The sequence below is a fragment of the Actinacidiphila rubida genome (assembly GCF_900110255.1).
In the GTDB taxonomy this organism is placed as follows: domain Bacteria; phylum Actinomycetota; class Actinomycetes; order Streptomycetales; family Streptomycetaceae; genus Actinacidiphila; species Actinacidiphila rubida.
In genome coordinates, this window is the sequence record NZ_FODD01000045.1 from 15,286 (window position 1) to 39,127 (window position 23,842).

16 protein-coding genes are annotated in these 23,842 nt (G+C 73.1%); 7 read left to right on the forward strand and 9 right to left on the reverse strand.

Translation table 11 applies throughout. The features are described from left to right. Positions 1-3 precede the first annotated feature (3 nt). The 8 genes from BMW99_RS32465 to BMW99_RS32500 all read right to left on the reverse strand — a co-directional run bounded on the left by BMW99_RS32465 (position 4) and on the right by BMW99_RS32500 (position 8,888). Positions 4-603: a hydrogenase maturation protease gene (locus BMW99_RS32465; protein ID WP_245791721.1), complete on the reverse strand. Its 600-nt coding sequence runs from the start codon at positions 601-603 to the stop codon at positions 4-6. Continuing rightward, on the reverse strand, positions 600-2,123 hold the full coding sequence (locus BMW99_RS32470; protein ID WP_245791722.1) for a hypothetical protein: 1,524 nt from the start codon (positions 2,121-2,123) through the stop codon (positions 600-602). The genes BMW99_RS32465 and BMW99_RS32470 overlap by 4 nt, the downstream gene beginning before the upstream one ends. Beyond that, complete coding sequence (locus tag BMW99_RS32475; protein ID WP_069463927.1) at positions 2,120-2,827, reverse strand: DUF6084 family protein; 708 nt, start codon at positions 2,825-2,827, stop codon at positions 2,120-2,122. Before BMW99_RS32475 ends, BMW99_RS32470 begins: the two co-directional genes overlap by 4 nt. Then, positions 2,820-3,476: a DUF5947 family protein gene (locus BMW99_RS32480; RefSeq protein WP_069463919.1), complete on the reverse strand. Its 657-nt coding sequence runs from the start codon at positions 3,474-3,476 to the stop codon at positions 2,820-2,822. The genes BMW99_RS32475 and BMW99_RS32480 overlap by 8 nt, the downstream gene beginning before the upstream one ends. Next, entirely contained in the window at positions 3,473-4,027 is a 555-nt protein-coding gene (locus BMW99_RS32485) for a hypothetical protein (RefSeq protein WP_069463918.1), read from the reverse strand. Before BMW99_RS32485 ends, BMW99_RS32480 begins: the two co-directional genes overlap by 4 nt. Then, complete coding sequence (locus tag BMW99_RS32490) at positions 4,027-5,808, reverse strand: nickel-dependent hydrogenase large subunit (protein ID WP_069463917.1); 1,782 nt, start codon at positions 5,806-5,808, stop codon at positions 4,027-4,029. Before BMW99_RS32490 ends, BMW99_RS32485 begins: the two co-directional genes overlap by 1 nt. A 55-nt stretch (positions 5,809-5,863) precedes the next feature. Beyond that, positions 5,864-6,955 carry an NADH-quinone oxidoreductase subunit B family protein gene (locus tag BMW99_RS32495; RefSeq protein WP_069463916.1) on the reverse strand — a complete coding sequence of 364 codons (1,092 nt, stop codon included), beginning with the start codon at positions 6,953-6,955 and terminating at the stop codon, positions 5,864-5,866. A gap of 223 nt (positions 6,956-7,178) precedes the next feature. Beyond that, positions 7,179-8,888 carry a hydrogenase maturation protein gene (locus BMW99_RS32500; RefSeq protein WP_069463915.1) on the reverse strand — a complete coding sequence of 570 codons (1,710 nt, stop codon included), beginning with the start codon at positions 8,886-8,888 and terminating at the stop codon, positions 7,179-7,181. Between the two features lie 359 nt (positions 8,889-9,247). Here BMW99_RS32500 and BMW99_RS32505 point away from each other — a divergent pair, with 359 nt between their 5' ends. Continuing rightward, entirely contained in the window at positions 9,248-10,918 is a 1,671-nt protein-coding gene (locus tag BMW99_RS32505; RefSeq protein ID WP_107451580.1) for an RICIN domain-containing protein, read from the forward strand. An 86-nt stretch (positions 10,919-11,004) separates the two neighbouring features. On the opposite strand, the gene BMW99_RS32510 is transcribed toward BMW99_RS32505, so the two are convergent. Beyond that, the gene (locus tag BMW99_RS32510) at positions 11,005-11,832 is read right to left on the reverse strand and encodes a TetR/AcrR family transcriptional regulator (RefSeq protein WP_075018080.1); all 828 of its coding nucleotides are present in this window, start codon (positions 11,830-11,832) and stop codon (positions 11,005-11,007) included. Between the two features lie 168 nt (positions 11,833-12,000). On the opposite strand from BMW99_RS32510, the gene BMW99_RS32515 reads away from it, so the two are divergent. From BMW99_RS32515 to BMW99_RS32540, 6 genes are all read left to right on the forward strand, one after another. Next, positions 12,001-13,872, forward strand: a complete 1,872-nt coding sequence (locus BMW99_RS32515) for a glycosyltransferase family 2 protein (RefSeq protein ID WP_079138465.1) — start codon at positions 12,001-12,003, stop codon at positions 13,870-13,872. A 37-nt stretch (positions 13,873-13,909) separates the two neighbouring features. After that, a complete protein-coding gene (gene galE / locus BMW99_RS32520) occupies positions 13,910-14,947 on the forward strand; it encodes a UDP-glucose 4-epimerase GalE (RefSeq protein ID WP_069463913.1) in 1,038 nt (345 codons plus the stop codon). Between the two features lie 73 nt (positions 14,948-15,020). Continuing rightward, positions 15,021-16,337, forward strand: coding sequence for a UDP-glucose dehydrogenase family protein (locus BMW99_RS32525; protein WP_069463912.1), 1,317 nt, complete (start codon positions 15,021-15,023; stop codon positions 16,335-16,337). Positions 16,338-16,339: 2 nt separating this feature from the next. Continuing rightward, positions 16,340-17,341: a UDP-glucuronic acid decarboxylase family protein gene (locus tag BMW99_RS32530; protein WP_075018081.1), complete on the forward strand. Its 1,002-nt coding sequence runs from the start codon at positions 16,340-16,342 to the stop codon at positions 17,339-17,341. A 217-nt stretch (positions 17,342-17,558) separates the two neighbouring features. After that, positions 17,559-19,259: a right-handed parallel beta-helix repeat-containing protein gene (locus BMW99_RS32535; protein ID WP_079138464.1), complete on the forward strand. Its 1,701-nt coding sequence runs from the start codon at positions 17,559-17,561 to the stop codon at positions 19,257-19,259. 20 nt (positions 19,260-19,279) lie between these two features. Further along, entirely contained in the window at positions 19,280-23,830 is a 4,551-nt protein-coding gene (locus tag BMW99_RS32540; RefSeq protein ID WP_069463911.1) for an aminotransferase class I/II-fold pyridoxal phosphate-dependent enzyme, read from the forward strand. The last annotated feature ends 12 nt before the right edge of the window (positions 23,831-23,842 follow it).

The following is a 23,842-nucleotide window of genomic DNA, read 5'->3' on the forward strand; positions in this document are numbered from 1 at the left end:
GGATCACCTCCTCGCGTCGTCCGCCCCTGCCGGGGCCTTCTCGCGGGGCCCGCCGGGGCCGTCCCCGCACTCCTCGCGGAGCAGGTCGAGGACCGCCTCGACCGCCCTGCCGACCGCGTCCGCGACCGCCGGGCTCAGCCCGATGCCCTCCTCGAGCACGGCGGGCTCGCAGCCGATCACCACCACGCGCCCGGGGCGGCTGCCGCCCGTGCCGGCGCTCAGCGTGTCAAGGAGCGCCAGCACCGCGTCGGGTGTCATCCGGTGGCCGTCGATGAGCACGTCGCCGTCGGCGGGGTCGGCCTCGGCGCCGTCGATGCGGTAGACGGTGCCGGGGACGCCGCCGCGCGCGGTCGCGTCGATCAGCACCGCGGTGTCGTAGCCGTCGAGCAGCTGGTAGGCCAGGTGCACGCCGCGCACGCCGATGTCGGCGGTCTCGGCGCCGGGCGGCAGCGGGCGGCGGGCGAGCCGCTGCACCGCCTCCACGCCGAAGCCGTCGTCGCCCAGGAAGATGTTGCCGAGGCCCGCGACGAGCACGCGCCGCGCGGGCCCGTCCGCCGGTCCCTGCCCGGGGCCGGGGGTGCCGAGGTCCGCGCCGCCGCTCACGACCCGTCCTCCACCGGCGTCAGCTCGTCGGGCTGGAAGTACAGGAACCGGCCCTGGGCGCGGCGCAGTTCGGCGCCGGGGTCGCCGTCGACGGTGACCGCGAGGTGCACGCCGCCGTCGACGTCGTGCAGGACGGCCTCGACCAGCGCGGTGCGGCCGTGCAGGAAGATGTCCTGCGCGTCGGTGCGCCGCCGTCCCGGGCGCAGCCGGACGCGGCTGCCGGCGCCGACGGAGACGCCGTCGACGAGGACGCGGTCCCGCTCGGGGTCGACACTGGCGTCCGCGGCCGGATCCCACCAGGGGGTGTCGGGCCGGAGCACCTGGGTGAGGGCGCTGTCCGGGTCGGGCGTGGTGAGGAGCGGCGGCCCGTCCTGACCGGTGACCTCGCGCAGCGAGCGGACGGCGCCGTGCAGGCGTTCCAGGACCTCGGCCGGCATCGAGTCGGCGAGGTCGATGACGGCGCCGGCGCGTGCGTCGGTACCGCGGGCCTCCCGCTTCTCCTGGTCGGTGAGGGCGGCGGTGCGCAGGGCGAGGATCTCGTCGATCTCGGTCGCGTCGTAGAGCGCGCCGGGGCTCTCGGGGGCGATGTGCGGGTGGTCCTCCAGCACGATCGGCAGCGACAGCACGGCGTCGTCACCGCCGCCGGAACCCGCCAGCACCGGCCACGTCCGCTCGTTGCGGCACTCGTCGACCGCGGGGCGCGCCCACTGCGGCGGGTCCGTCATCGACAGGAACGCGCCGGAGCTCAGGCCCAGCATGAGGTGCGCGGAGACCAGGGCGTGCGGCAGCGCGGCCTCGCGGTCGGCGGGGCCGCCGTCCGTCGGCCGCCAGTCTCCGGTGTTCTCCACGACGGCGGTGAGCTTGAACACGCGGTAGGGGCCCGGCAGTTCGGCGACGGCCAGCCGCAGCACGCCCTCGACGCGCTCGCGCCGGCGCACCAGGCGCCCGATCAGGGCGCCGCTCTCGTCGACGACGTCCTCGGTGTCCTCGCCGGCGGGGCACTGGATGGGCACGACGAGGGAGCCCGCCGCCTGGTCCGCGCCGCGGTCTCCGGCGCCGGCCAGCAGGTCGGCGACGGAGACGATGACGTCGGCGGTCTCCACCACGCCCTCGTCCCAGGGGACGAGCACCCGGTCGGGGAGTTCCAGCGACGCGGTGGGCGCGAACCCGCCGTCGGGCAGGGCGCGTTCGACGGTCCGCCGCTGGGCCCGCAGGAACCGCACCTCGGCGTGCAGGGCGGCGTCGCCACGCGGCTCCATCAGGACCTCGGTGCGCATCCCGCTGTGCTCGCCGTTGCGGTCGCCCCAGGCGGGCGGCACGAGGACGCCGAACTGCCAGCGCAGCCGGTTCTTCGCCGCGGAGGCCCGGTACGGGTACAGCACGTAGCCCTCGAAGAGGACGACGTCGGCGACCGCGCGGGCGGTCTCGAAGCGCGGTGCCGCAGTGGGCGCCGCGGGGGCTCCGGAGCGGCGGGTGCCGGGCTTCGCGGTCGCGCGGCCGGGGGTCGCAACGCGGTTCACGGCGCGGCCACCTCCACCGCGGGGGCGGCCACCTGTGCCGCGGGCGCGGCCGGCGGCACCACCGGGCCGGGGCCGCCGTCGCCGGCCGCGCCCAGCAGCACCTCCACCGTCTCCTGCCAGGACGGAAGCGCGCGCCGCGACCGGAACCTCCGCAGGGTGTCCATCGTGTCGCGGGGCAGCCGGATCCAGCCGCAGCCGGGGAAGTGCTGCTCCATCATCTCCCGCCAGACGCCGACCGGCAGGCGCACCGGCGCCTCCTTGTCCCAGGGGATCGGCTCGACCTGGAAGCCTCCCGGGCCGCGGAAGGCGATGCCGGAGAACAGCATCAGCAGGGGCGCCACGCCGTCCTCCAGCCCGTCGAAGTACCGGGTGGCGGCGATGTCCATGTCGTACGTGCAGGGCACCGGCACGTCCACCTCGGTCTCGCCGGTGAAGCCCGGGCACACCAGGGAGACGTGCGCGAACTGCAGCGGGTTGAGGGTGGTGCCCCAGCGGGAGCGGTCGCCGAACAGGTCGCCGAGCGCCTCGGCCTCGCCGTCGCCGTAGCCGCGCAGCGCCGGTTCGATGCGGATCTGGCAGCGCAGCGCCATGGCGTGCACGGGCTGGTCGCCGGGTGCGGTGATGCGCAGCCGGAACACCAGGGTGGGGCCGGCGGCGTAGGGGTCGGCCCGCACCCCCGTGCACGCGAAGTCGTAGCTACTCACGGGCATTCCCTCCCTCGCGGGCGGCCGTGGGCACCGCCTGCGCCTTGCGTTTGACGTCGTCGAAGAACGCGGCGATCTCCTGGCGCGCCTCGCGGCCGCCGTCGAAGCCCTGCCAGTGCAGCCGGAGCCGGCCGACGAGCTGGTACGCCGCGTCGACCGGGACGAGGTGGCAGCTGTCGCCGTCCGAGCCGCGCCGCACCAGCAGCGCCTCGACGTCGGGCGCCAGCTCACGGGCCAGCGGGGTCCCGTCGAACGCCGCCTCGAAGGCGTCCTGGTCGACCTCGTTCTCCGTGGCGCCGGCCGGACTCGGGTAGAGCGCGACGGTGCGCTCCAGCGTGGAGTTGAGGAAGAAGAACACCATCTCGACGGGGATGCGCAGGGCCTGCCAGCGCACCGGGTCGGCGTGCCAGCCCGGGTCGGTCAGATAGCGGTCGGGCACCGTGCGGAAGCGTCCGCCGCCGGCGCCGGGGCGGTCGAACAGCACCGCGCAGCCCTGGCAGGCGCAGGCCAGCGAGCGCCGTTCGACGTCCACCAGGTGGCGGTGGTCGGGTCCGACCTCGATCGAGCACAGCTCGCAGCGCTCGGTCTCCGCCTCGCGGCGCGGACCGAGGAACCTGCGCAGGCCCGGCGCCGCGCCGGACCGGCTCACCGGGCGTCCGCCGGCCGCGCACCGGGCGGCCGGCTGCCGATCTGCAGCAGGACCGGCTCACGCCGGTCCGTGTCGGGTTCGTCGAACTCCACGGCGCCGATCTCGGGGGCGAAGCAGGCCAGCGCGTCCTCGATCCGCTCGCGGGCCGTGCCCGCGCCGCAGCCGCAGCCGCTGCCGGCCTCCTGGCGCAGCCGCAGCAGGCCCGCCTCGGCGTCGAGCGCCGTCACCTCGGTGTCCTGCGCGTCGGCGGCCCGCAGGGCGCGCTGGACGCGCCGCGGCAGGTCGTCGGGGTGCAGACCGTGCAGCACCAGCAGCCCGGCGGCCAGTTCGTCGTCGAGCAGGGCCTCCAGCGGGCTGCCGCTGCGGCCCGAGAGCAGCGCCACGACGCGGGCGAGACCGCTGCCGTAGAACTCCATGAGGGCGCCGACCAGGTCTTCCGCGGTGCGGGCCACCGCCGGGTCGGCGTGCGCGGACAGGTGGTCGAGGATCTCCTCGACCCGGCGCGCGGTGGCGTCCGCGGGCCGGGCCGGGCGTACGTCCGGTGCCGCCATCAGGCCAGGCCGCTCAGGCCGGTCGGCACGTGCATCTTCTCGACGGTCTTGCCGCCGCCGACGTACATGTGCACGCCGCACGGCAGGCAGGGGTCGAAGCTGCGCACCGCCCGCATGATGTCGATGCCCTTGAAGTTCTCCGGGGAGTTCTCCTCGAAGATCGGGGTGTTCTGCACCGCGTCCTCGTAGGGCCCGGGCGTGCCGTAGGTGTCACGGACGCTGGCGTTCCACGGAGTGGGCGGGTACGGGTGGTAGTTGGCGATCTTGCCGTCGCGGATCACCATGTGGTGGGAGAGCACGCCGCGGACCGCCTCGGTGAAGCCGCAGCCGATGCTCTCGTCCGGCACCTCGAACTTCTCCCAGGTCTGGGTCCGTCCGGCGCGGACCTCGGCGAGGGCCTGCTCGGTGAAGTGCAGCGCGCAGGCGGCGGCGTACGCCTGGAAGTACGTGCGGGCGCGGTTGCGCTCCAGCGCGTTGCTCCACTTCGGGATCTTCCACTCGAAGGTGGTCTCCGGCTTGGTCAGCGACTTGGGCAGGTTGATCACCACGCTGTGCCCGGTGGCCTTGACGTAGCCGATGTCGACCAGGCCGGATAGGGCCGTCGACCACAGGCGGGCGATGGGGCCGCCACCGGTGTCCAGCGCGAGGTGGTCCTTGCCGTCGAACCAGCGCGGCGACATCACCCAGCTGTACTTGTCGTCGAAGTTCCGCTTCTGCGGCGCCGGGATGGTGTGCTGGTTCCAGGGGTGGCGCGGGTCGACGGGGTTGCCGAGCGGGTCGCGGGTGACGAACTGCTCCTGGCCCTCCCAGTCCTGGTAGTAGGAGCTGCCGAGCAGGATGCGGATGCCGAGGTTGATCTCGGTGAGGTCGTTGGTGACCAGCTTCCCGTCCACGACGACGCCCGGGGTGACGAACATCTTCCGTCCCCAGTCGGTCATGTTCCGGTACGTGAAGTCGCAGTGCTCGGGGTCGTTGAGCGCGCCCCAGCAGCCGAGCAGCACGCGCCGCCGGCCGACCTCCTCGTAGCCGGGCAGGGCCTCGTAGAAGAAGTCGAACAGGTCGTCGTGCAGCGGCACCACGCGCTTCATGAACTCGACGTACCGCATCAGGCGGGTGAGGTAGTCGGTGAGCAGCTGCACCGAGGCGACCGTGCCGACACCGCCGGCGTAGAGCGTGGACGGGTGCACGTGGCGCCCCTCCATCAGGCAGAACATCTCCCGCGTGTAGCGGCTCACCTGGAGCGCCTCGCGGTAGAACTCGCCCTCCAGCGGGTTGAGCGAGCGCATGATGTCGGCGATGGTCCGGTAGCCGTGCTCGCCCGCGTGCGGGGCCTCGGTGCGCTCGGCCAGCTCCAGCACGCCCGGGTTGGTCTCGCGGACCATCTTCTCGCAGTAGTCGACCCCGACCAGGTTCTCCTGGAAGATGTTGTGGTCGAACATGTACTCCGCGGACTCGCCGAGGTTGATCAGCCACTCGCCGAGGTGCGGCGGCTTCACGCCGTAGGCCATGTTCTGCGCGTACACCGAGCAGGTGGCGTGGTTGTCGCCGCAGATGCCGCAGATGCGGCTGGTGATGAAGTGCGCGTCGCGGGGGTCCTTGCCGCGCATGAACACGCTGTAGCCGCGGAAGACCGACGAGGTGCTGTAGCACTCGGCGACCCGCTTCTGCTTGAAGTCGATCTTGGTGTGGATCCCGAGGCTGCCCACGATCCGGGTGATCGGGTCCCAGGACATCTCCATCAGGCCGCTGCCGTCCGCTGCGGCCGTGGGCGTGGGTGCCATCGTCAGTGCCGTGCCCTTCGTCGTGTGTTCGGGGGTTCTGCGGGGGGTCGGGGTGTCACCAGGGCTTGCTGTACCCGGTGGTCAGTTCACGGCCGGTGTGGCGCCACCTGGGCTCCTTGTCGACCGTCTTGGCGGTGATGCCGCGCAGCCTGCGGATGACCGTTCCGTACAGGCCGCTCGCGGTGGCGGAGACCTTCGCGCCGGGGGGCTCGTCCATGAACGGCATGAACATGTCGGGGAAGCCGGGCATGGTGCAGGCGATGCAGATGCCGCCGACGTTGGGGCAGCCGCCGATGCCGTCCATCCAGCCGCGCTTGGGCACGTTGCACTTCACCACCGGACCCCAGCAGCCCAGCTTCACCAGGCACTTGGGCGAGTCGTAGGTGGTGGCGAAGTCGCCCTGCTCGTAGTAGCCGGCCCGGTCGCAGCCCTCGTGGACGGTGGCGCCGAACAGCCAGGTCGGCCGCAGCTTGTCGTCGAGCGGGATCATCGGCGCGGAGCCCGCGGCCTGGTACAGCAGATAGGTCAGGGTCTCCGCGAAGTTGTCCGGCTGGATCGGGCAGCCGGGCACGCAGACGATGGGGATGCCCGCCTGGGACTTCCAGTCCCAGCCGAGGTAGTCCGGCACGCCCATGGCGCCGGTCGGGTTGCCCTCCATGGCGTGGATGCCGCCGTAGGTGGCGCAGGTGCCGATCGCGACGACGGCCAGCGCCTTGGGGGCGAGGCGGTCGATCCACTCGCTGGTGGTGATCGGCTGGCCGGTCTCCGGGTTGTCGCCGAAGCCGCACCAGTAGCCCTCGGCCTTGATCGACTCGTTGGGGATCGAGCCCTCCACGACCAGCACGAACGGGTCGATCTCGCCGCGCTCGGCCTTGAAGAACCACTCGATGAACGCGTCGGCGCCCTGCACCGGACCGCACTCGAAGTCGATCAGTGGCCAGTGCACGGCGATCTTGGGCAGGCCCGGCAGGCCCTGCAGGGCGATCTCCTCGATGCTCGGCTGGGTCGCCGCGGTCAGCGAGACCGAGTCGCCGTCGCAACTGAGACCGGCGTTGATCCAGAGGATGTGGATCGGGTCCTGGTCGTCGGCCGCGGCACCCGGGCCGCCGGCGGCGCGGGACTTCGTGGCCGAGTTCGCATCCGCCATCGATGCCTCCTGGGTGAGTGGTCGGCATACGCCAGAAAACGGCGTCTTCTCCCTGGGTACCGTGCGCCGCGCCGTCCGACGTGGTGGAAGGCGTCCATCGGGGTGAGCGACGCAGGGCCAACCGGGCAGCTTCGTCACGCTCCGTGTCCGCAACGGTCGTCGTTCCGTGGACGGCGGGGCCTGCGGCCCGCCCCGCGGCGCCCGCGCCGGCCCCGCCGCCCGCTCAGCAGCGCACCGCGGACAGTGCCCGCAGGTGCTCGGGCGTGACGGTCGGCCGCTCCTTGCGGACGAAGGCCCGGCGCAGCGCGTGGTAGGGGTGCCCGGGGTCGAAGAAGATCGCGTGCATCCGCTCCAACTCCGCCGCCCGATAGGCGTTCAGGGGCTTGTCCTGCTCACGGCGGTCCAGCTCGCCCTTCTTCGCGGCGATCCGCGCCTGCACGCCGGCGGTCGCCGCCCAGCGGGTGGCCAGGTCCACGGCCTGGAGCGCGAAGCCCTCGGCGGGCGACGGCAGTACGCGGTCCACCAGGCCGAGGCGCTCGGCCCGCTCGGCGCTCACGGGCAGTGACTGCTCGGTGAGGGCGGTGGCGACCGAGTCCCCGACCCGGCGTGGCAGCGAGTACGTCCAGAACTCCGAGCCGTACAGGCCCATGAGCCGGTAGTGCGGGTTGAGCACCGCGCCGGACCGGCACCACACCTCGTCGGCGGCCAGTGCGAGCATCACGCCGCCGGCCGCGGCGTTGCCGCCGAGCGCCGCGACCACGACCCGGTCGGTGGTGGTGAGCACCGCCTCCACGAGGTCGTCGATGGCGTTGATGTTCGCCCAGGACTCCTCGGCGGGGTCCGGCGCGGCCTCGATCACGTTGAGGTGGATGCCGTTGGAGAAGAAGTCCCGTTCGCCGCCGAGCACCAGGACCGTGGTGGGCCGCTCGCACGCCTGGCGGTAGGCGGACAGCAGCCGGCGGCAGTGGCCGGTGCTCATCGCGCCGCCGGGGAACGAGAACGACAGGAATCCCGTCGCGCCGACCTCCCGGTACCGGATGTCGTTCCACTCGCGGCGGCCGTGCACCTGGTGCAGGGGCGCGGGCATCTCGGGCACGCCGGCCAGCCGGTCGCCGAGCGCCGTCACGGCGGGCAGCGTGAACGTCCGCGGGCCGCCGGGGGTGCGGCGCGGGCGCAGTTGCGGGATCCACACGGCGCCGTCGGCGGTCGCCCGGCAGATCGCGCCGGCGCGGGCGGCCACCACGTCGCCGGGGTTACCGCCGAACCCGTCCGCGCGGTGGCCGCCGTGCAGGAACCACTGCTCGCCGAACAGTTCGTCCAGCACGCCGGGTTGGGAGTCCGCGGCGCGCAGGGTGCGCAGCACCTCCTCCGTCCGGTCGGCGTCCCAGCGGATGCGCCGGTCGTGCTGTCGCATCGGCGGCCGGGTGTGCACCACGGCCCGCACCTCGGGTTCGGCCTGGGAGCGCGGCCGGTGGGTACCTGAGGCGAAGCGGGCCACGGCCAGCAGCACCGCCTCCAGGGCGGCGTCGGCGATCTCGTTGCGGTACAGGTCGCTCTTGCCGCGGGCGGCCAGCGGGCAGGGCACCGACGCCCACACCGGCCCGGCGTCCATCTCCGCCTCGGCCTGGAGCACCGTCACGCCCCAGCGCCGGGCGCCCTCGCCGACGGCCCAGTCCAGCGACGAGGGGCCGCGGTCGCCGAGCGGCCCGGGGTGCACGACCAGGCAGGTGACGGACGACCAGACGTCCTGCGGGACGGCGGTCGTCAGCATGGGCGCGACGATCAGGTCCGGCGGGTCACGGCGTACCCGCTCCCGCAGTTGCCCGTCGCCGACGGCCAACTCGACGCCGACGGAGTGGCCTCGGTCCCGCAGGGCCGTGAACACGCGCTGGGTCAGGCTGTTGAACGCCGTCGCCACTAGAAGGATCTTCACCTGGCTCCTCAGGGCCCTGGGCCGTCGGCTCGCTGAGCTGGACAGCCACCGAGCATGGCGCCCGCCGCGGGCCCCTCCCCGGAGCCTCGCGGGCAAGTCACCCGATCGCCCGGAGGCCCGCGCCGGCCCTCCGGGGGGCGCCGGGGCGACGGCCCCGGGCGGGCGCGCGCGTCGCTCCGCGCGCTCCGCGGCGGGCGCCGGAGGAGCGCCGGAGGTGCGCTCGGGCATCGCCCGGGGATATGGACAGGCCGGGCGCGGTGTGCTGTCATGCCTGACGCAGCGCGATTTGCAACGTTGCAAGAGCGCCCCGCCCACCGCGCACCACGCTTCGCCATCCCCTCACAGCGGAAGGCCCCAGCATGCGTACCCCCACATCCCTGCGCCGGCTGCTCGCGGCGCTGGCCGCCCTGGTCCTGGTGTCGTTCGGCGCACTCGCCGCGGCGGGACCGGCCAGCGGCCGCACTCCCCCACCCCAGGCGGCGGCCGGCGCGGTCCACCCGGACGCGACCGGCACCGCGCTCCGCAACGGCACCGGCCTGTACCCGCGTGTCGTCCGGCTGGCCCACTCCGGCACGGCCAACGGCCAACTCATCGCGAGTGTCGTGGACTTCGACGCGGCTGGCGGCGTCGGCGTCATCTACCGGAGCACCGACGACGTCGCGACGTTCCAGCAGATCGGCGGCATCCACGATCCCGCGACGGCCAACGGGCTGTGCTGCTCGACCCTGTTCGAGCTGCCCCGGCAGATCGGCGCGATGCCGGCCGGCACCCTGCTGTGGGCCGCGTCGGTCGGGCAGAGCCCGGCGAACCGGCGGATGTCCATCGACGTCTGGCAGAGCCCGGACCACGGCGTCACCTGGTCGCAGCTGCCGCCGTGCCAGACCGCGCCGAACACCGGCGGCCTGTGGGAGCCGGAGCTGTCCGTGGACAGCGAGGGGGATCTGGTCTGCCACTACTCGGACGAGACGAACCCGGCGGCCCACAGCCAGTCCCTGGAGGAGCGGTTCTCCTCCGACGGGCGCACCTGGGGCCCGGTGTACCCGACGGTCGCCCCGACCACCCAGGGACTGCGTCCCGGCATGGCCACGGTCGTCCCACGGGCCGACGGCAGCTTCTACATGACCTACGAGGTCTGCGGCACCGGAGACCAGTACGACTGCGCCGCCCGCTACCGGACGTCCGCCGACGGCGCCGACTGGGGTCCGCCGACCGACATCGGCCCGGTGATCACCACGGAGACCGGCCAGTACTTCACCCACGCGCCCACCGTCGCGTGGCTGGCCAACGGCACCGCGGCCGGCCGGCTGGTGCTCGTAGGGCAGCAGTTCCGCGAGGCGAACGGCGCGCTGGCGACGACGAGCGGGCGCACCGTGCTCGTCAACACGGAGAACGGCGGCGGCTACTGGTTCCCCATCGACGCGCCGGTCGCCGTGCCCTCCCCCGACGGCAGCTACTGCCCCAACTACAGCTCCCCGCTGCTGCCGAGCACCGACGGGACGCGGCTGCTGGAGATCGCGACCGACTACGTCGGCTCGGTGTGCCAGCCGTTCTACGCCACCGGCTCCTCCCAGGGCACCCAGGACTCCACTGGTGCGGGCCTTGCCTCCGGCAGCACGTACCGGCTGATCAACGTGATCAGCGGCAACTGCCTCGACGTCTCCGCCGACTCCCGGGTGGTGGGCGGCAACATCCAGCAGTGGACGTGCAACGGGCTCGGCCCGCAGAACTTCCGCTTCGCCAGAACGGCGTCCGGTGACTTCACCCTGACCGGGCAGAACTCCGGGCTGTGCGTGGCGGTGGCGGGCGCGGGCACCGCGCCCGGCGCCAACGTGGACCAGGAGACCTGCAACGGATCGGCGGCCGAGCGCTGGCAGGCGCTGAACCAGGGTGACGGCTACTGGACGTTCCGCAACACCAACAGCGGCCTGTGCCTGGACGTGTCGGGCGGTTCGAGCGCGCCCGGCGCCAACGTCCAGCAGTGGTCGTGCAACAAGCTCTCCCCGCAGATCTGGAAACTGGAGATCCGCTAGGGCCGCCGGAACGACGCCCTCTCCGGCCGGGTCCGCGAGGCCCCCGGCCGGAGGGCGCGTTCCGGTCCTGCGCAGGCCTGGCGGGGTCAGCCGGGCGCCCAGCGGTCGAGGACGGCGTCGAGGCCCTCGGCCAGGCCCTGCGGGCCTCCGTTCTCGGCGAGCACCGGCGTGACGGCGCGCAGCTCCGGGAAGTCGTGGACGGGCATCCGGTGCAGGCCCAGGCGGAACGCCGCCTCGGGCTCCTCAGGGTTGTCGACCATGGCCTGCAGGTCGGCGAAGACGTAGCCGAGCGTCCAGGCGCTGACCGCCCGGTAGGCGGCGGCCGCCTCCTCCTCGTCCAGCCCGGCCACCGCGAGCAGTCCCAGCATGTCCTCCTGGGCGCGCAGCACGGCTTGCGAGCGGCGGGCCAGCGGCACCGCGAGCATCCGGGTGGCCAGCAGCGGCACCACCTCCCGGTGCTCCAGGGCGACCTGGTACGTGGCCTGCGCGATGCGGTGCAGCTCGAGCCGCCAGGGCGGCGCCGGGTCAGCGCCCGGCCCGCCCCGCTTTCGGGCGGCGCCCGGCCCCGCGGGCGGCCGGAAGCCCGCGTCGAGCCGCTCGTGCAGCTCCAGGTAGAGCGCCTCCACCAGGCCGTCCAGCAGGCCGTCCTTCCCGGCCGCGTACCGGTAGAGGGCCATCGCCTCGACGCCCAGCTCGGCTCCCAGGCGCCGCATGCTCAGCGCGGACAGCCCCTCGCGGTCGACCAGTTCGAGGGCGGTGGACAGGACGCGCTCGCGGCTCAGCCGCCCGTAGCGGCCGCGGTCGGCGGCCCGGCGTCCGGTGCCGCGGCCCTGGGCCCGGGCCGGCGTGCGCTCGTCCGCCGCGTCCTCTCTGGCCCCTCCCGCCGCCTTGCCGTCCTGCTTGCGTCGGGTCATCGCGCCCTCCGTCAGTGGGTCGCCCGGCGTGTTCCGCCGTTCTTTTGACTCTACGGATAAACCGGAAGAAAATGTACGTATACATCGTAAATTTCACGCGTCAGGATAGGGCGCACACCGACCACGTACACGTCCTGGCGCGTCGCGAGAGCACCAGGAGCAGGCGCCATGGCGCACCGGAGCCCACCCGCCGAACCGCCGTACGACGGCGATGACGGCACGCTGGTCGGCGAGCCGGAGGACATGAGCCTCCAGGAGTGGATCACCCGGATCTCGGACGGCAACGTCACGAAGATCACCCGGCACGGTCCGCTCTTCGGCCGTCCGCCACGCGATCTCAAGGCCGCGCCCGGCACGTTCGTGCCGACGCTGACGCAGCGCGACAAGTGGGTGATCACCACGCTGGGAGTGGGCTGGATCGGCTTCTTCGCCTACTTCTGGGTGTGGTGGCTCAACCCGGCGCACCGGGTGGGTTGGATGGGGCTCATCCTGACCAGCGCGCTGCTGTTCTACCTGACCTGCCAGGCGAGTTACTTCCTGATCGCGGTCGCGCGGCTGCCCCGCGTCTCGTCCTCGCTGCCGATCCCCCGGCTGCGGCTGGCGATCGCGGTGACACGCGCGCCGTCCGAGCCGTGGGACATGGCCCGCAGCACGCTGGAGGCGATGCTCGCGCAGGACTTCCCCTACGCCTACCACGTGTGGCTGTGCGACGAGGATCCGCGCGAGGAGATCCGCACCTGGTGCGCCCGCAACGGCGTGCGCATCTCCAGCCGCCAGGGCGTCGAGGCCTACAACCGCACGACCTGGCCCCGGCGCACCAAGTGCAAGGAAGGCAACCTCGCCTACTTCTACGATCACTGGGGCTACCGGGACTACGACGTGGTGGTGCAGCTGGACTGCGACCACCAGCCCCACTCCCGCTACCTGGTGGAGGTCGTCCGTCCCTTCTCCGACCCGGCCATCGGCTACGTCGCCGCGCCGAGCATCTGCGACGCCAACGCCCGCTCGTCGTGGTCGGCCCGCGGCCGGATGCACCGGGAGGCGCCGTTCCACGGCCCCTTCCAGCTCGGGCACGCCAACCGGCTCGCGCCCGTGTGCATCGGCTCGCACTACGGCGTGCGCACCCGGGCGCTGCGCGACATCGGCGGCCTGGGCCCCGACCTCGCCGAGGACTTCACCACCACGTTCCTGTTCAACTCCGCAGGCTGGCAGGGGGCGTTCGCCATCGACGCCGAGGCGCACGGGCTGGGCCCGATGACCTTCGACGACATGGTCACGCAGGAGTACCAGTGGTCCCGCAGCCTGGTGGCCATGATGTTCGGCATGATCCCGCGCCACATGCACCGGTTGCAGTTCCGGCTGCGGCTGCGGTTCACGATCGTGCTGATGTACTACCCGCTGCTCGCGGCCGGCGCGCTCGCCGCGATCGCCCTGCCGGCCGCCGCCGCCGTCACCGGCCAGGTGTGGGTGAGCGTCAACTACCTCGCGTTCCTGGCCCACTTCTGGGGCATGACGATCTGGCTGATCCTGCTCCTGCTGCTGCTGCGCCGCAGGGGACTGCTGCGGCCGCGCTCGGCCCCGGTGTGGAGCTGGGAGCTGTGGCTGTTCGCGATGGCCCGGTGGCCGTTCGTCGCCTGGGGAGTGCTGGGCGCGGTGATCCAGGAGACCTTCCGCCGGCCCATCTACTTCAAGGTGACCCCCAAGGACCGCAGCGGCCTCGAACTGCTGTCGAGGCGGCTGATCCTGCCCTTCGTCTTCATCGCCACGGGCCTGTCCGGCGCGGCCATCGCCGGTGAGCTCCTCGGGCCGTCCGCGGGCTACGTGTTCCTGTGCATCCTGGGCGGCCTGGCGTACTCCGTGGTCAGCGTGGCGGTGGCCGTGCTGCACGTCCGCGAGGCCTCGCGGGCCGCGGGGACGCCGCTGCGGAGCGCCTTCGCGACCGCCAGCCGCCCGCTGTTCATGTCGGCCGTCCCGCTGCTCCCGCTGGCCCTGGCCATCCTGATCTACCCCCCGTACGTGTCCGCCGTCACCACCTGGTGACCCGGCACGGCACCGACCGCCCGAGGAGGTCCGTCGCATGCGCCGCACCCTTTCGACCGCGCTGGTGACCGGAGGTGCCGGCTTCATCGGCAGCCACACCTGCGTCGAACTGCTGGAGCACGGCTTCGAGGTGATCGTCGCCGACGACTACTCCAACAGCTCCCCCGAGGTGTTCACCCGTACGCAGAAGGTGGCCGGCCGCTTCCTCGGCGCGGTCTACCGCATCGACCTGCGCGACCGGCGCGCGCTGTCCGCCGTGTTCGAGCGCCACCCGGTGGACGTGGTGGTGCACTTCGCGGCCAAGAAGGAGATCGGCGAGTCGGTGCGCAACCCCGTCACGTACTACGACGTCAACGTGGGCGGCACGCTGGCCCTGCTCTCCGCCATGGAGGAACACGGCGTCCGCAGGCTGGTGTTCTCCTCGTCCTGCTCGATCTACGGCGAGGCGGAGCGGATGCCGCTGACCGAGGCGGACCCGGCGCGGCCCACCAACCCCTATGCGGCGTCGAAGTGGACCTGCGAGCAGATCCTCGCCGACGTCTGCCGCCGCAGCGAGGACTGGTCGGTGCTGTCCCTGCGCTACTTCAACCCGGCCGGCGCGCACCCCAGCGGCCTGCTCGGCGAGGCCCCGCGGGGCGCGCCCGGCAACGTGATGCCGTACATGGCCCAGGTCGCCGCCGGCCGCCTGGAACAGCTCGAGGTGTTCGGCGGCGACTACGCCACCAGCGACGGCACGGGCATCCGCGACTACATCCACGTCATGGACGTCGCCGAGGCGCACCGGCTGGCGCTGGAGCACCTCGCCGACCGCACCGGGTTGCGGGTGTTCAACCTCGGTCTGGGGTCGGGCACGTCGGTCCTGGAACTGGTCGCCGCGTTCCGCCGGGCCTCCGGCCGGCCCATCCCGTACCGGATCGTGCCGCGCCGTCCCGGCGACGTGACGGCCCTCGTCGCCGACCCCACCGCAGTCGCCCGCGCGTGGGGGTGGCGGGCCACCCGGGACGTGGCGGCGATGTGCCGCGACGCCTGGCGCTTCACCCGGCTCAATCCCGCGGGCTACGCGGTCGGGCGATGACCCGGCCCCGCACCGCAGGGCAGCGGCGGCGCGCGGCGCCGCCGGAGGAACAGCGACCCAATGGGAGGTTGCCATGAGGATGACGGTCATCGGCACCGGTTACGTCGGGGTCGTGCACGCGGCCACGCTGGCCGACCTGGGGCACGAGGTCCTCGGCGCCGACATCGACGAGGAACGCATCAGCGCGCTCGCCGCCGGCATCCCGCCGGTGTACGAGCCGGGCCTGCGGGAGCTGCTGCAGCGGACGGTGGCCTCGGGGCGGCTGCGCTTCACCACGGACATGGCGCGGGCGGCGCGGTTCGCTCCGGTGCACTTCGTGTGCGTGGGAACCCCGCAGCTGCCCGGCTCGAAGTCCGCCGACCTCCGGAGCGTGGAGGCGGTCGTCGACGCGCTGGCACCTCACCTCGCGCCGGGGGACCTGATCGTCGGCAAGTCCACGGTGCCGGTCGGCACCGCCGCCCGGCTCGCCGAGCGGCTGCGCCGGACCGCCCCGGGCGCCGGGATCGCCTGGAACCCCGAGTTCCTGCGCGAGGGCTTCGCGGTCCGTGACTCCGCCTCGCCCGAGCGGATCGTCGTCGGCGTGGCCTCCGGGCACGACGAGGCGGTCCTGCGCGAGGTGTACGCGCCGATGCTGCGGGACGGCGTGCCGTTCTTCCGCACCGACCCGAACACCGCGGAACTGGTGAAGGTCGCCTCGAACTCCTTCCTGGCCACCAAGATCTCGTTCATCAACGCGATGGCGGAGGTGTGCGACGCGGCCGGGGCGGACGTGCTGACGCTGGCCGAGGCGGTCGGCGCCGACCCGCGGATCGGCCCGCGATTCCTCCAGCCGGGCCTGGGCTTCGGCGGGAGCTGCTTCCCCAAGGACATCCGGGGCTTCATGGCGCGCGCCGAGGAGCTGGGCGTGGGCTCGGCGGTGGCCTTCCTGCAGGAGGTCGACGACATCAACACCCGCCAGCGGACCCGCACCGTGGAGCTGGCCCGCGGGCTCGTCGGCGGCGCCTTCGACGGGACCAACGTGGCGGTGCTGGGTGCGGCGTTCAAGCCGGACAGCGACGACGTGCGGGACTCGCCGGCCCTGGCCGTCTCCCGCGCCATCCGCCACGAGGGCGCCAGGGTCCGGGTGCACGACCCGGAGGCGCTGGACAACGCGCGCGGCCTGGCGCCCGAGCTGCAGTACACCCTCGACGTGCCCAAGGCGTGCGAGGAGGCCGACCTGGTGCTGCATCTGACGCCCTGGCCGGAGTACCAGGCGATCGACCCGGCCCTGCTCGCCGCACAGGTGCGGCGGCCGACCGTCGTCGACGCCCGTCACGCGCTCGACGCCGCGATGTGGCGCCGGGCCGGGTGGTCCCTGCACGCGCCGGGCCGCCCGCAACCGGAGGAGTGACCATGCGAGTGCTCGTCACCGGCGGAGCCGGATTCCTGGGATCGCACCTGTGCGACGCCCTGATCAGCCGCGGCGACGTCGTCTGGTGCGCGGACGACCTGTCGACCAGCGGGCCCGGCAACCTCGCGCACCTGCTGGACGACCCGCGCTTCCACTTCGTGCGCGGCGACATCAGCGAGTGCCTGCCGGTGCCGGGTCCGGTGGACGCGGTGGCACACCTGGCCAGCCCGGCGTCGCCGCCGGACTACCACAGCCGGCCGCTGCACACCCTGGCCGCCGGCAGCCGCGGCACCGAGAACGCGCTGCGGCTGGCGGACCGGCACGGCGCGCGCTTCGTGCTCGCGTCCACCAGCGAGGTGTACGGCGACCCGCTGGTGCACCCGCAGCCGGAGGACGACTGGGGCCACGTCAACCCGATCGGGCCGCGCAGCGTGTACGACGAGGCCAAGCGCTACGCCGAGGCGCTCACCATGGCCTTCCGGCGCAGCGAGGGCACCGACACCGGGATCGTCCGCATCTTCAACACCTACGGTCCGCGGATGCGGCCCCACGACGGCCGGGTGGTGTCAAGCTTCATCCGGCAGGCGCTTCGGGACGAGACGCTGACGGTCTTCGGGGACGGCAGCCAGACCCGCAGCTTCTGCTACGTCGACGACCTGGTGCGCGGCCTGCTGGCGATGCTCGACGCCGACGAGCCCGGCCCGGTCAACCTCGGCAACCCCGACGAGCGGACCGTGGACGAGCTCGCCCACCTGGTGATCGAGGTGACCGGCACGGCCTCGGGCATCAGGCGGCTCCCGCTGCCCGTCGACGACCCGACGCGCCGCTGCCCGGTCGTCGAGCGGGCCCGCGCGCGGCTCGGGTGGAGTCCCGAGGTGACGCTGCGCGAGGGGCTGGGACACACGGTGGAGTGGTTCCGCACCCTCCCGGCGGAGGAACGCGCGACGGCGACCGGCCGGGGTGGCCGCGACTCCGTGGACCTGCGGGAACCCGTTCGGCGGTAGACCCCGGACCCGGCCGTGCGAGCCGGTCCGGCGCGGGAAACCGGGGCCGTCCGCACCTCGACGCACCCGGACGGAGCACGACGGCGCCCGACGGCGCCGGACACGCCGCCACGGGATCGGACAGAATCGGCAGAATTCTCAGGAAATCCGAGAAAATCCGAGGACATCCGAGAAAAGCGGAAGAAAGCAGACGGAAGGCAAACGGAAGGGGCCGGCCATGGTGGGTCCGGGTCCCGGCGGGCCCGGGGCGGCCGCACGTCCTGGCCGCCGCCGGGTGCGGGCCGGCCGCCCGGCGGTGGCGCTGGGGGCGCTCACGGCGCTGGCCCTGGCGGCCGCCGGCGGCTGCAGTTCACTGCCGCACTACCGGCCCGGCCACACGTACTACGTCAGCGCGTCCGGCGACGACGGCAACGACGGCAGGTCGGCGGACCACGCGTGGCGCACCCTGTCCCGCGCCGACCGCCAGCAGCTCGTGGCGGGCGACCGCCTGCTGCTCCAAGGGGGCAGCCGCTTCCCGGGCAGCCTCACGGTCGGCAGGAACGACGCCGGCCAGCCGAAGCAGCCGGTGGTCATCGGCTCGTACGGCTCCGGACGGGCGACGATCGCCCCGGCGAACGGGCCCGGGGTCACGGTCGTCGACACCGGCGGGGTGGAGGTCCGCGACCTGGTGGTCACCGGGAACGACCGCACCCTCAAGGGCCCCAGCGGCATCCTCCTCTTCAGCGACCGGCAGGGCACCCAGCGGCTGGACCATGTGGTGGTCTCGGGCGTGGACGTGTCCCGGTTCGCGATCGGGCTGGCCGTCGGCTGCGCCGACCACGCGGTGGGCTTCCACGACGTGCGTGTCGCCTCGTCCGTCGTGCACGACAACACCGACGACGGCCTGCTGACATACGGTCCCCGGCTGGACACGAAGAACCCGGTGTACTCGCACCAGGACGTGGTGATCTCCGGGGTCCAGGCGTACCGGAACCTCGGCGACCCCACGTCGACGCACCACAACACCGGCAGCGGCATCGTCATGGGCGGGGTGCAGGGCGGCCGGATCGAGCAGAGCGAGGCGCACGACAACGGGTCGAACTCGGCCGCGAAGGCGCTGGAGGGGCCGGTGGGCATCTGGGCCTACGACTCGACGGGGCTGACCATCGAGCACAACCGCTCGTACCACAACCACACGCCCGCCATCGTGGACGGCAGCGGCTTCGGCCTGGACCAGAACGTCTCCTCGACGACCGTGCAGTACAACCTGGCCTACGGCAACGACGGGCCCGGCTATCACGCGTTCACCAACTTCACGAACGGCGCGTTCCGGGACGACACCATCCGGTTCAACATCAGCAGCAACGACGGGCGCAAGCTGGCGCAGAACGGCGGCATCGACGTCCACGGCGCGGACGTCCGCAACCTGCGGATCTTCAACAACACCGTGGTGATGACCGGTACCGGCGCCAAGCAGGGGCCGGCGGTGCGGCTGCGCAAGAACCCGGTCGGCGTCTCGCTGCGCAACAACATCCTGATCACCGACGGCTCCCCGGTGGTCTCCGCCGCCACCGCCTACACGCCGCAGCAGGTGGTGCTGCAGGGCAACGACTACTTCGCGGCGTCCGGCAGCTGGCAGGTCCGCTGGGGGCAGAGCACCTACCGCTCGCTCGGGCAGTGGCGCGACGCCCAGCACCAGGAACTGGTGGGCGGGAAGCCGACCGGGCTGACCGCGGACCCGTGCCTGGCGGGCGGGAGGGCGCCGTCGATCAGCTCCGCCGCGCAGGCGCCGCGGATCGTGCCGACCTGCGACGCCGTGGCGGGGAAGGGTGTCGACCTGCGCAAGGATTTCGGCATCGACCCGGGGCCCACCGACTGGTTCGGCACCGCCCTGAGCGCGCCCACGCTGATCGGGGCGGCCGACCTGCACACGCGCTGAGCCGGGCATAACCTGGGGGAATGCGGTCCTCGACGGAACGCGTACACCGGGTGGCGGCAGCCTATGTCATCGTGGTGGCGGCGGTCACCGTCGTCTACCTGACGGTTCCGCGGTTGCACATCGGCACCTGGGCGGTCATCGGATTCGGCTCGTCGGCGGCCATCGTCGTGGGTATCCGCAGCCACCGCCCGGCGCACGCGTGGCCCTGGTACATGCTCGCGGCGGCCAATTTCACCTTCACCGCCGGTGACACGACGTACAACGTTCTCAACCGCTTCTTCGGCGAACAGAACCCGTTCCCCTCACCGGCCGACGCCTTCTACCTGATGACGTATCCGCTCTTCGCGGCCGGCATGCTGGGCTTCGTCCGGTACCGGTCCTCGGGCCGCGACCGCGGCGCCCTGCTGGACTCCCTGATCCTCACCACGGGTCTGGCGCTGCTGTTCTGGACGTGGCTGATCGACCCCAACACCACGGCCGACGGCATGACATGGGTGCAGAAGGCCATCTCGATCGCCTATCCGCTGGGCGACATCCTCATCCTGGCGATGCTCGCGCGGCTGCTCACCCCCGGCACGTTGAGATCGCCGGCCGTCCGCCTGCTCACCCTCGGCACACTGGGCCTCCTGGTGTCCGACGTGCTGTACGGCCTGCTCCAGCTCGCCGGCACCTGGCGCGTGGGCACACCGATGGACCTCGGCTGGGTGGTCTTCTTCACCGCCTGGGGGCTGTCGGCGCTGCACCCGTCGATGGTCGAGCTGACCGAGCGTGCGCCGGCCAGGCCGCCCGGCATGCGCCGCCCGCTGCTCGCCGTCCTCGTGCTGGCCTCCCTGCTGGCGCCCGGGGTGCTGCTCTACGAGGCGTTGCGCGGCCAGGTCGTGGACGCCCTGGAGATCGCGGTGTTCTCGGCGGTGCTGTTCCTGCTGGTGATGGGCCGGCTGTCCGGACTGGTGGCGACGCACCGCAAGGCGCTGGCCACGGAGCGAGGACTGCAGGCGGCGGCCGCGTCGCTGGTGTCGGCGGCGAGCGTGAAGGACATCGCGCAGACGGTGGAGGACGCCGGGCGGGCCTTGTTCGATCCGGCGGAGCGACACGACGCGGTGCTGCTGACGTCCGGTTCGGCCGGTGCGGAGCTTCGCGCGGTCGGCACCCGCTCCCGGCACTGGCACTGGGGGATCGGCCGCCGGGACTCCGCGGCAGCGGGATGGTCGCAGGCGATGGCCGACCGGAGGTCCCAGATGCTCGCGCCGGAGGAGGTGAGTCCCTCGGCAGCGGCCGAACTAGGCGACGTGCCTTCCGTGTTGCTGTGCCCGCTGGCGGTGCAGGACGGCCCGGCGCACGACACGAGCGGGCCCCACGGCGCGACGGCCGACGGGGCCGTCCCGGCGGGCACCCTGGCGGTGACGGGCACCCGCGAGGAGCTGGCCGAGCGCTGGGGGGCGTGCGAGGTCCTCGCCTCCCAGGCCGCGTTGGCCCTGCACCGGGTGGCACTCGGCCAGGAGGTGGCCCGCCGCAACAGCGAGGCGTACTTCCGCACACTCGTGCACAACGCCTCGGACGTCATCCTGATCCTGGACGACGACGACACCGTCCGCTACGCCAGCCCCTCGGCCGAGGCCGTGTTCGGCCGGCAGGAGCTGGAGGGCGCGCCGCTGGCGGGGTTCCTCGCACCGCAGGACCGGGTCAGGGCGCTGCGCGCACTGGCCGGGATGCGCGCCGAGGGATCCTCGGACAGCCGCGACGACTGGCGGATGATCCGGCCGGGCGGCGACCGCATCGACGTGGAGGTCCGCTGCAGCAACCTGCGGCACGACCGCACCGTCGAGGGCCTGGTGCTGACGCTGCGCGACGTCACCGAGCAGCGGCAGCTCGAACGGGAGCTGACCCGCAGGGCGTTCCACGACTCGCTGACCGGACTGCCCAACCGGGTCCTGCTGTTGGAGCGGACCGAACGCGCCCTGCTGCGCGGCGCCCGGGACTCCACCGTCACCTGCGTCCTCTTCGTCGACCTTGACGACTTCAAGCTGGTCAACGACACCCGCGGGCACGCGGTCGGCGACGAGCTGCTGATCTCGGTGGCCCGCCGGCTGACCGCCACGCTGCGCGCCAGCGACACCGCGGCCCGGCTGGGCGGCGACGAGTTCGCGGTCCTGATGGAGGGCGCGCGCGACCCGCGGGAGGCCGAGGTGCTGGCGGCCCAGCTGGTGCACAGCCTCTCCCGGCCCTACCGCCTCTCGGCGGGCACGCTGGAGGTCTCGGCGAGCGTCGGCATCGCCAGCACCCGCGACAGCCGTTCGGCGGAGGACCTGCTGGGCCACTCCGACGTGGCGCTGTACGCCGCGAAGACCGCCGGCAAGCGGCAGTGGCGGCAGTACCGGCCCGGCCTGGGCACCGAGGGCACCGGCATCGTCGGGGCGCCCGCACCTCGCGACGAGCTGCGGGACGAACTGGCGGGCGTGGTGGGGACGGACGGCCTGCGGCTGCACTACCAGCCGATCGTGCGGATCGACAGCGGCGAGGTGGCGGGCTTCGAGGCGCTGGTGCGCTGGCGGCACGACCGGCGCGGGCTGCTGGCGCCCGACCAGTTCATCACCCTGGCCGAGGAGACCGGGCACATCAGGCCGCTGGGCAGCTGGGTGCTGCAGCACGCGGCCGCCCACACCGCGCGCTGGCAGCGGCTGCTGGCCCGGCCCGACCCGCTGAGGGTCAACGTCAACGTCTCGGCGTCCCAGTTCCGCGATCCAAGTTTCGTCGACGAGGTGCGGCGCGTCCTCGACTCCTCCGGACTGGCCCTGGGCTCCCTGGTGCTGGAGCTCACCGAGACCGTGCTGATGCACCACGACCAGGAGATCCTCAGCACGATGGACACGTTGAGGGACCTCGGGGTGACGATGGCCATCGACGACTTCGGCACCGGATTCTCACCGCTGAACTACCTGCGGGAGTTCCCCGTCGACATCATCAAGGTGGACAAGTCCTTCATCCAGGACATTGTGTCGGATGGGCGGCAAGTCGCCCTGGTCGAGGGTATTGTTCGCATCGCCGACACCCTCGGTCTCCAGGTCATCGCCGAAGGCATCGAGCACGAGGTGCAGCGTGACCGCCTCGTGGACATGGGGTGCCGGTTCGGGCAGGGCTACTTGTTCGCCCACCCCATGCCCGCCGACGAGGGCGACCAACTCGTACGGGCCATCCGCGACCAGGGTGCGCCCCCCGCCGACGGCACCGCGGCGGCGCGCCGCCAGGACGGCGACCCCATCCGGCCCGTCCGCCCGCGTCGGCGGCATGGCGGGAGCGGACCCGGCACGGAGGAGGTCCGGATGCGTGCGGTACAGGACACCGGAGACGGCTCGCCGCCCGAAGCGCGGTGGCGGGACCTGGACCGGCTGCGGGAGTCGAGTCCCATGTCGGACGCGGTCATCGACGAGGTGCGCGGGCGCCACATACGCAGCGGCGGCCGCTGGCTGATCGACTTCGCGTCGTGCAACTACCTGGGCCTGGACCTCGACACCGAGGTGATGGCCGCCATCGGGCCGCAGGTGCGCCGCTGGGGCACCCATCCGAGCTGGTCCCGGCTCATCGGCAGCCCCCGGCTCTACCCGGAGATCGAGGAGCGGCTGACGTCCCTGCTGGGCGCGCCGGACACGCTGCTGCTGCCGACGATCAGCCTGATCCACGCGTCGGTGATCCCGGTGCTCGCCGACGGCGGACACGTCTTCGTCGAGGCGCACGCCCACCGGACGGTCTTCGACGGCTGCCGGATCGCCCGCGGCCACGGCGCCACGGTGCGCCGCTTCCACGCCGGCCGGCCGGACGAGCTGGGCGCGCTGCTGGACGCGGTGCCCGCCGGGGAGATGCGGATGGTGTGCCTGGACGGCGCGGACAGCATGACCGGCAACCTGCCCGACCTGCCGCGGCTCGCGGCCGTGTGCCGGGAGCGCGGCGCGCTGCTGTACGTCGACGACGCGCACGGCTTCGGGGTGCTGGGCGAGCGCCAGGCCGACGAGACGAGCCCCTACGGCAGCCGCGGCAACGGCATCGTGCGGCACTTCGGGGAGAGTTACGACAACGTGGTGCTGGTCGCCGGGTTCTCCAAGGCGTACTCCTCGCTGCTGGCCTTCCTCGCGCTGCCGACACGGATGAAGAACCACCTGAAGGTGGCGGCCGCCCCCTACCTGTACTCCGGCCCCTCCCCGACGGCCTCGCTGGCCACGGCCCTGGCCGGGCTGGAGGTCAACGACCGCCGCGGCGACGCCATCCGGGCCGGTCTGTACGCCAAGACGGTCCGGGTCCTGGACGAGCTGGCGCGGCTGGGCGTCGGCACGCCGAGCACCGACGGGCTGCCGATCATCGAGATCCCGCTGGCCGACGCCGGCGACCTGGAGGCCGTCGCCGCGTTCCTGTGGGAGCAGGGCATCTACGTGACGCTGGCGCCCTACCCGCTGGTGCCGCGCGACCGGGTCGGCGTGCGGCTGCAGATCACCGCGGCCAACACGGACGACGACATCGGCCGTCTCAACGCCTCCCTTGGGGCTCTGGCCGGCGCCTTCGCCCTGCGGCCGCGGACCTGACGGCGCCCCCGC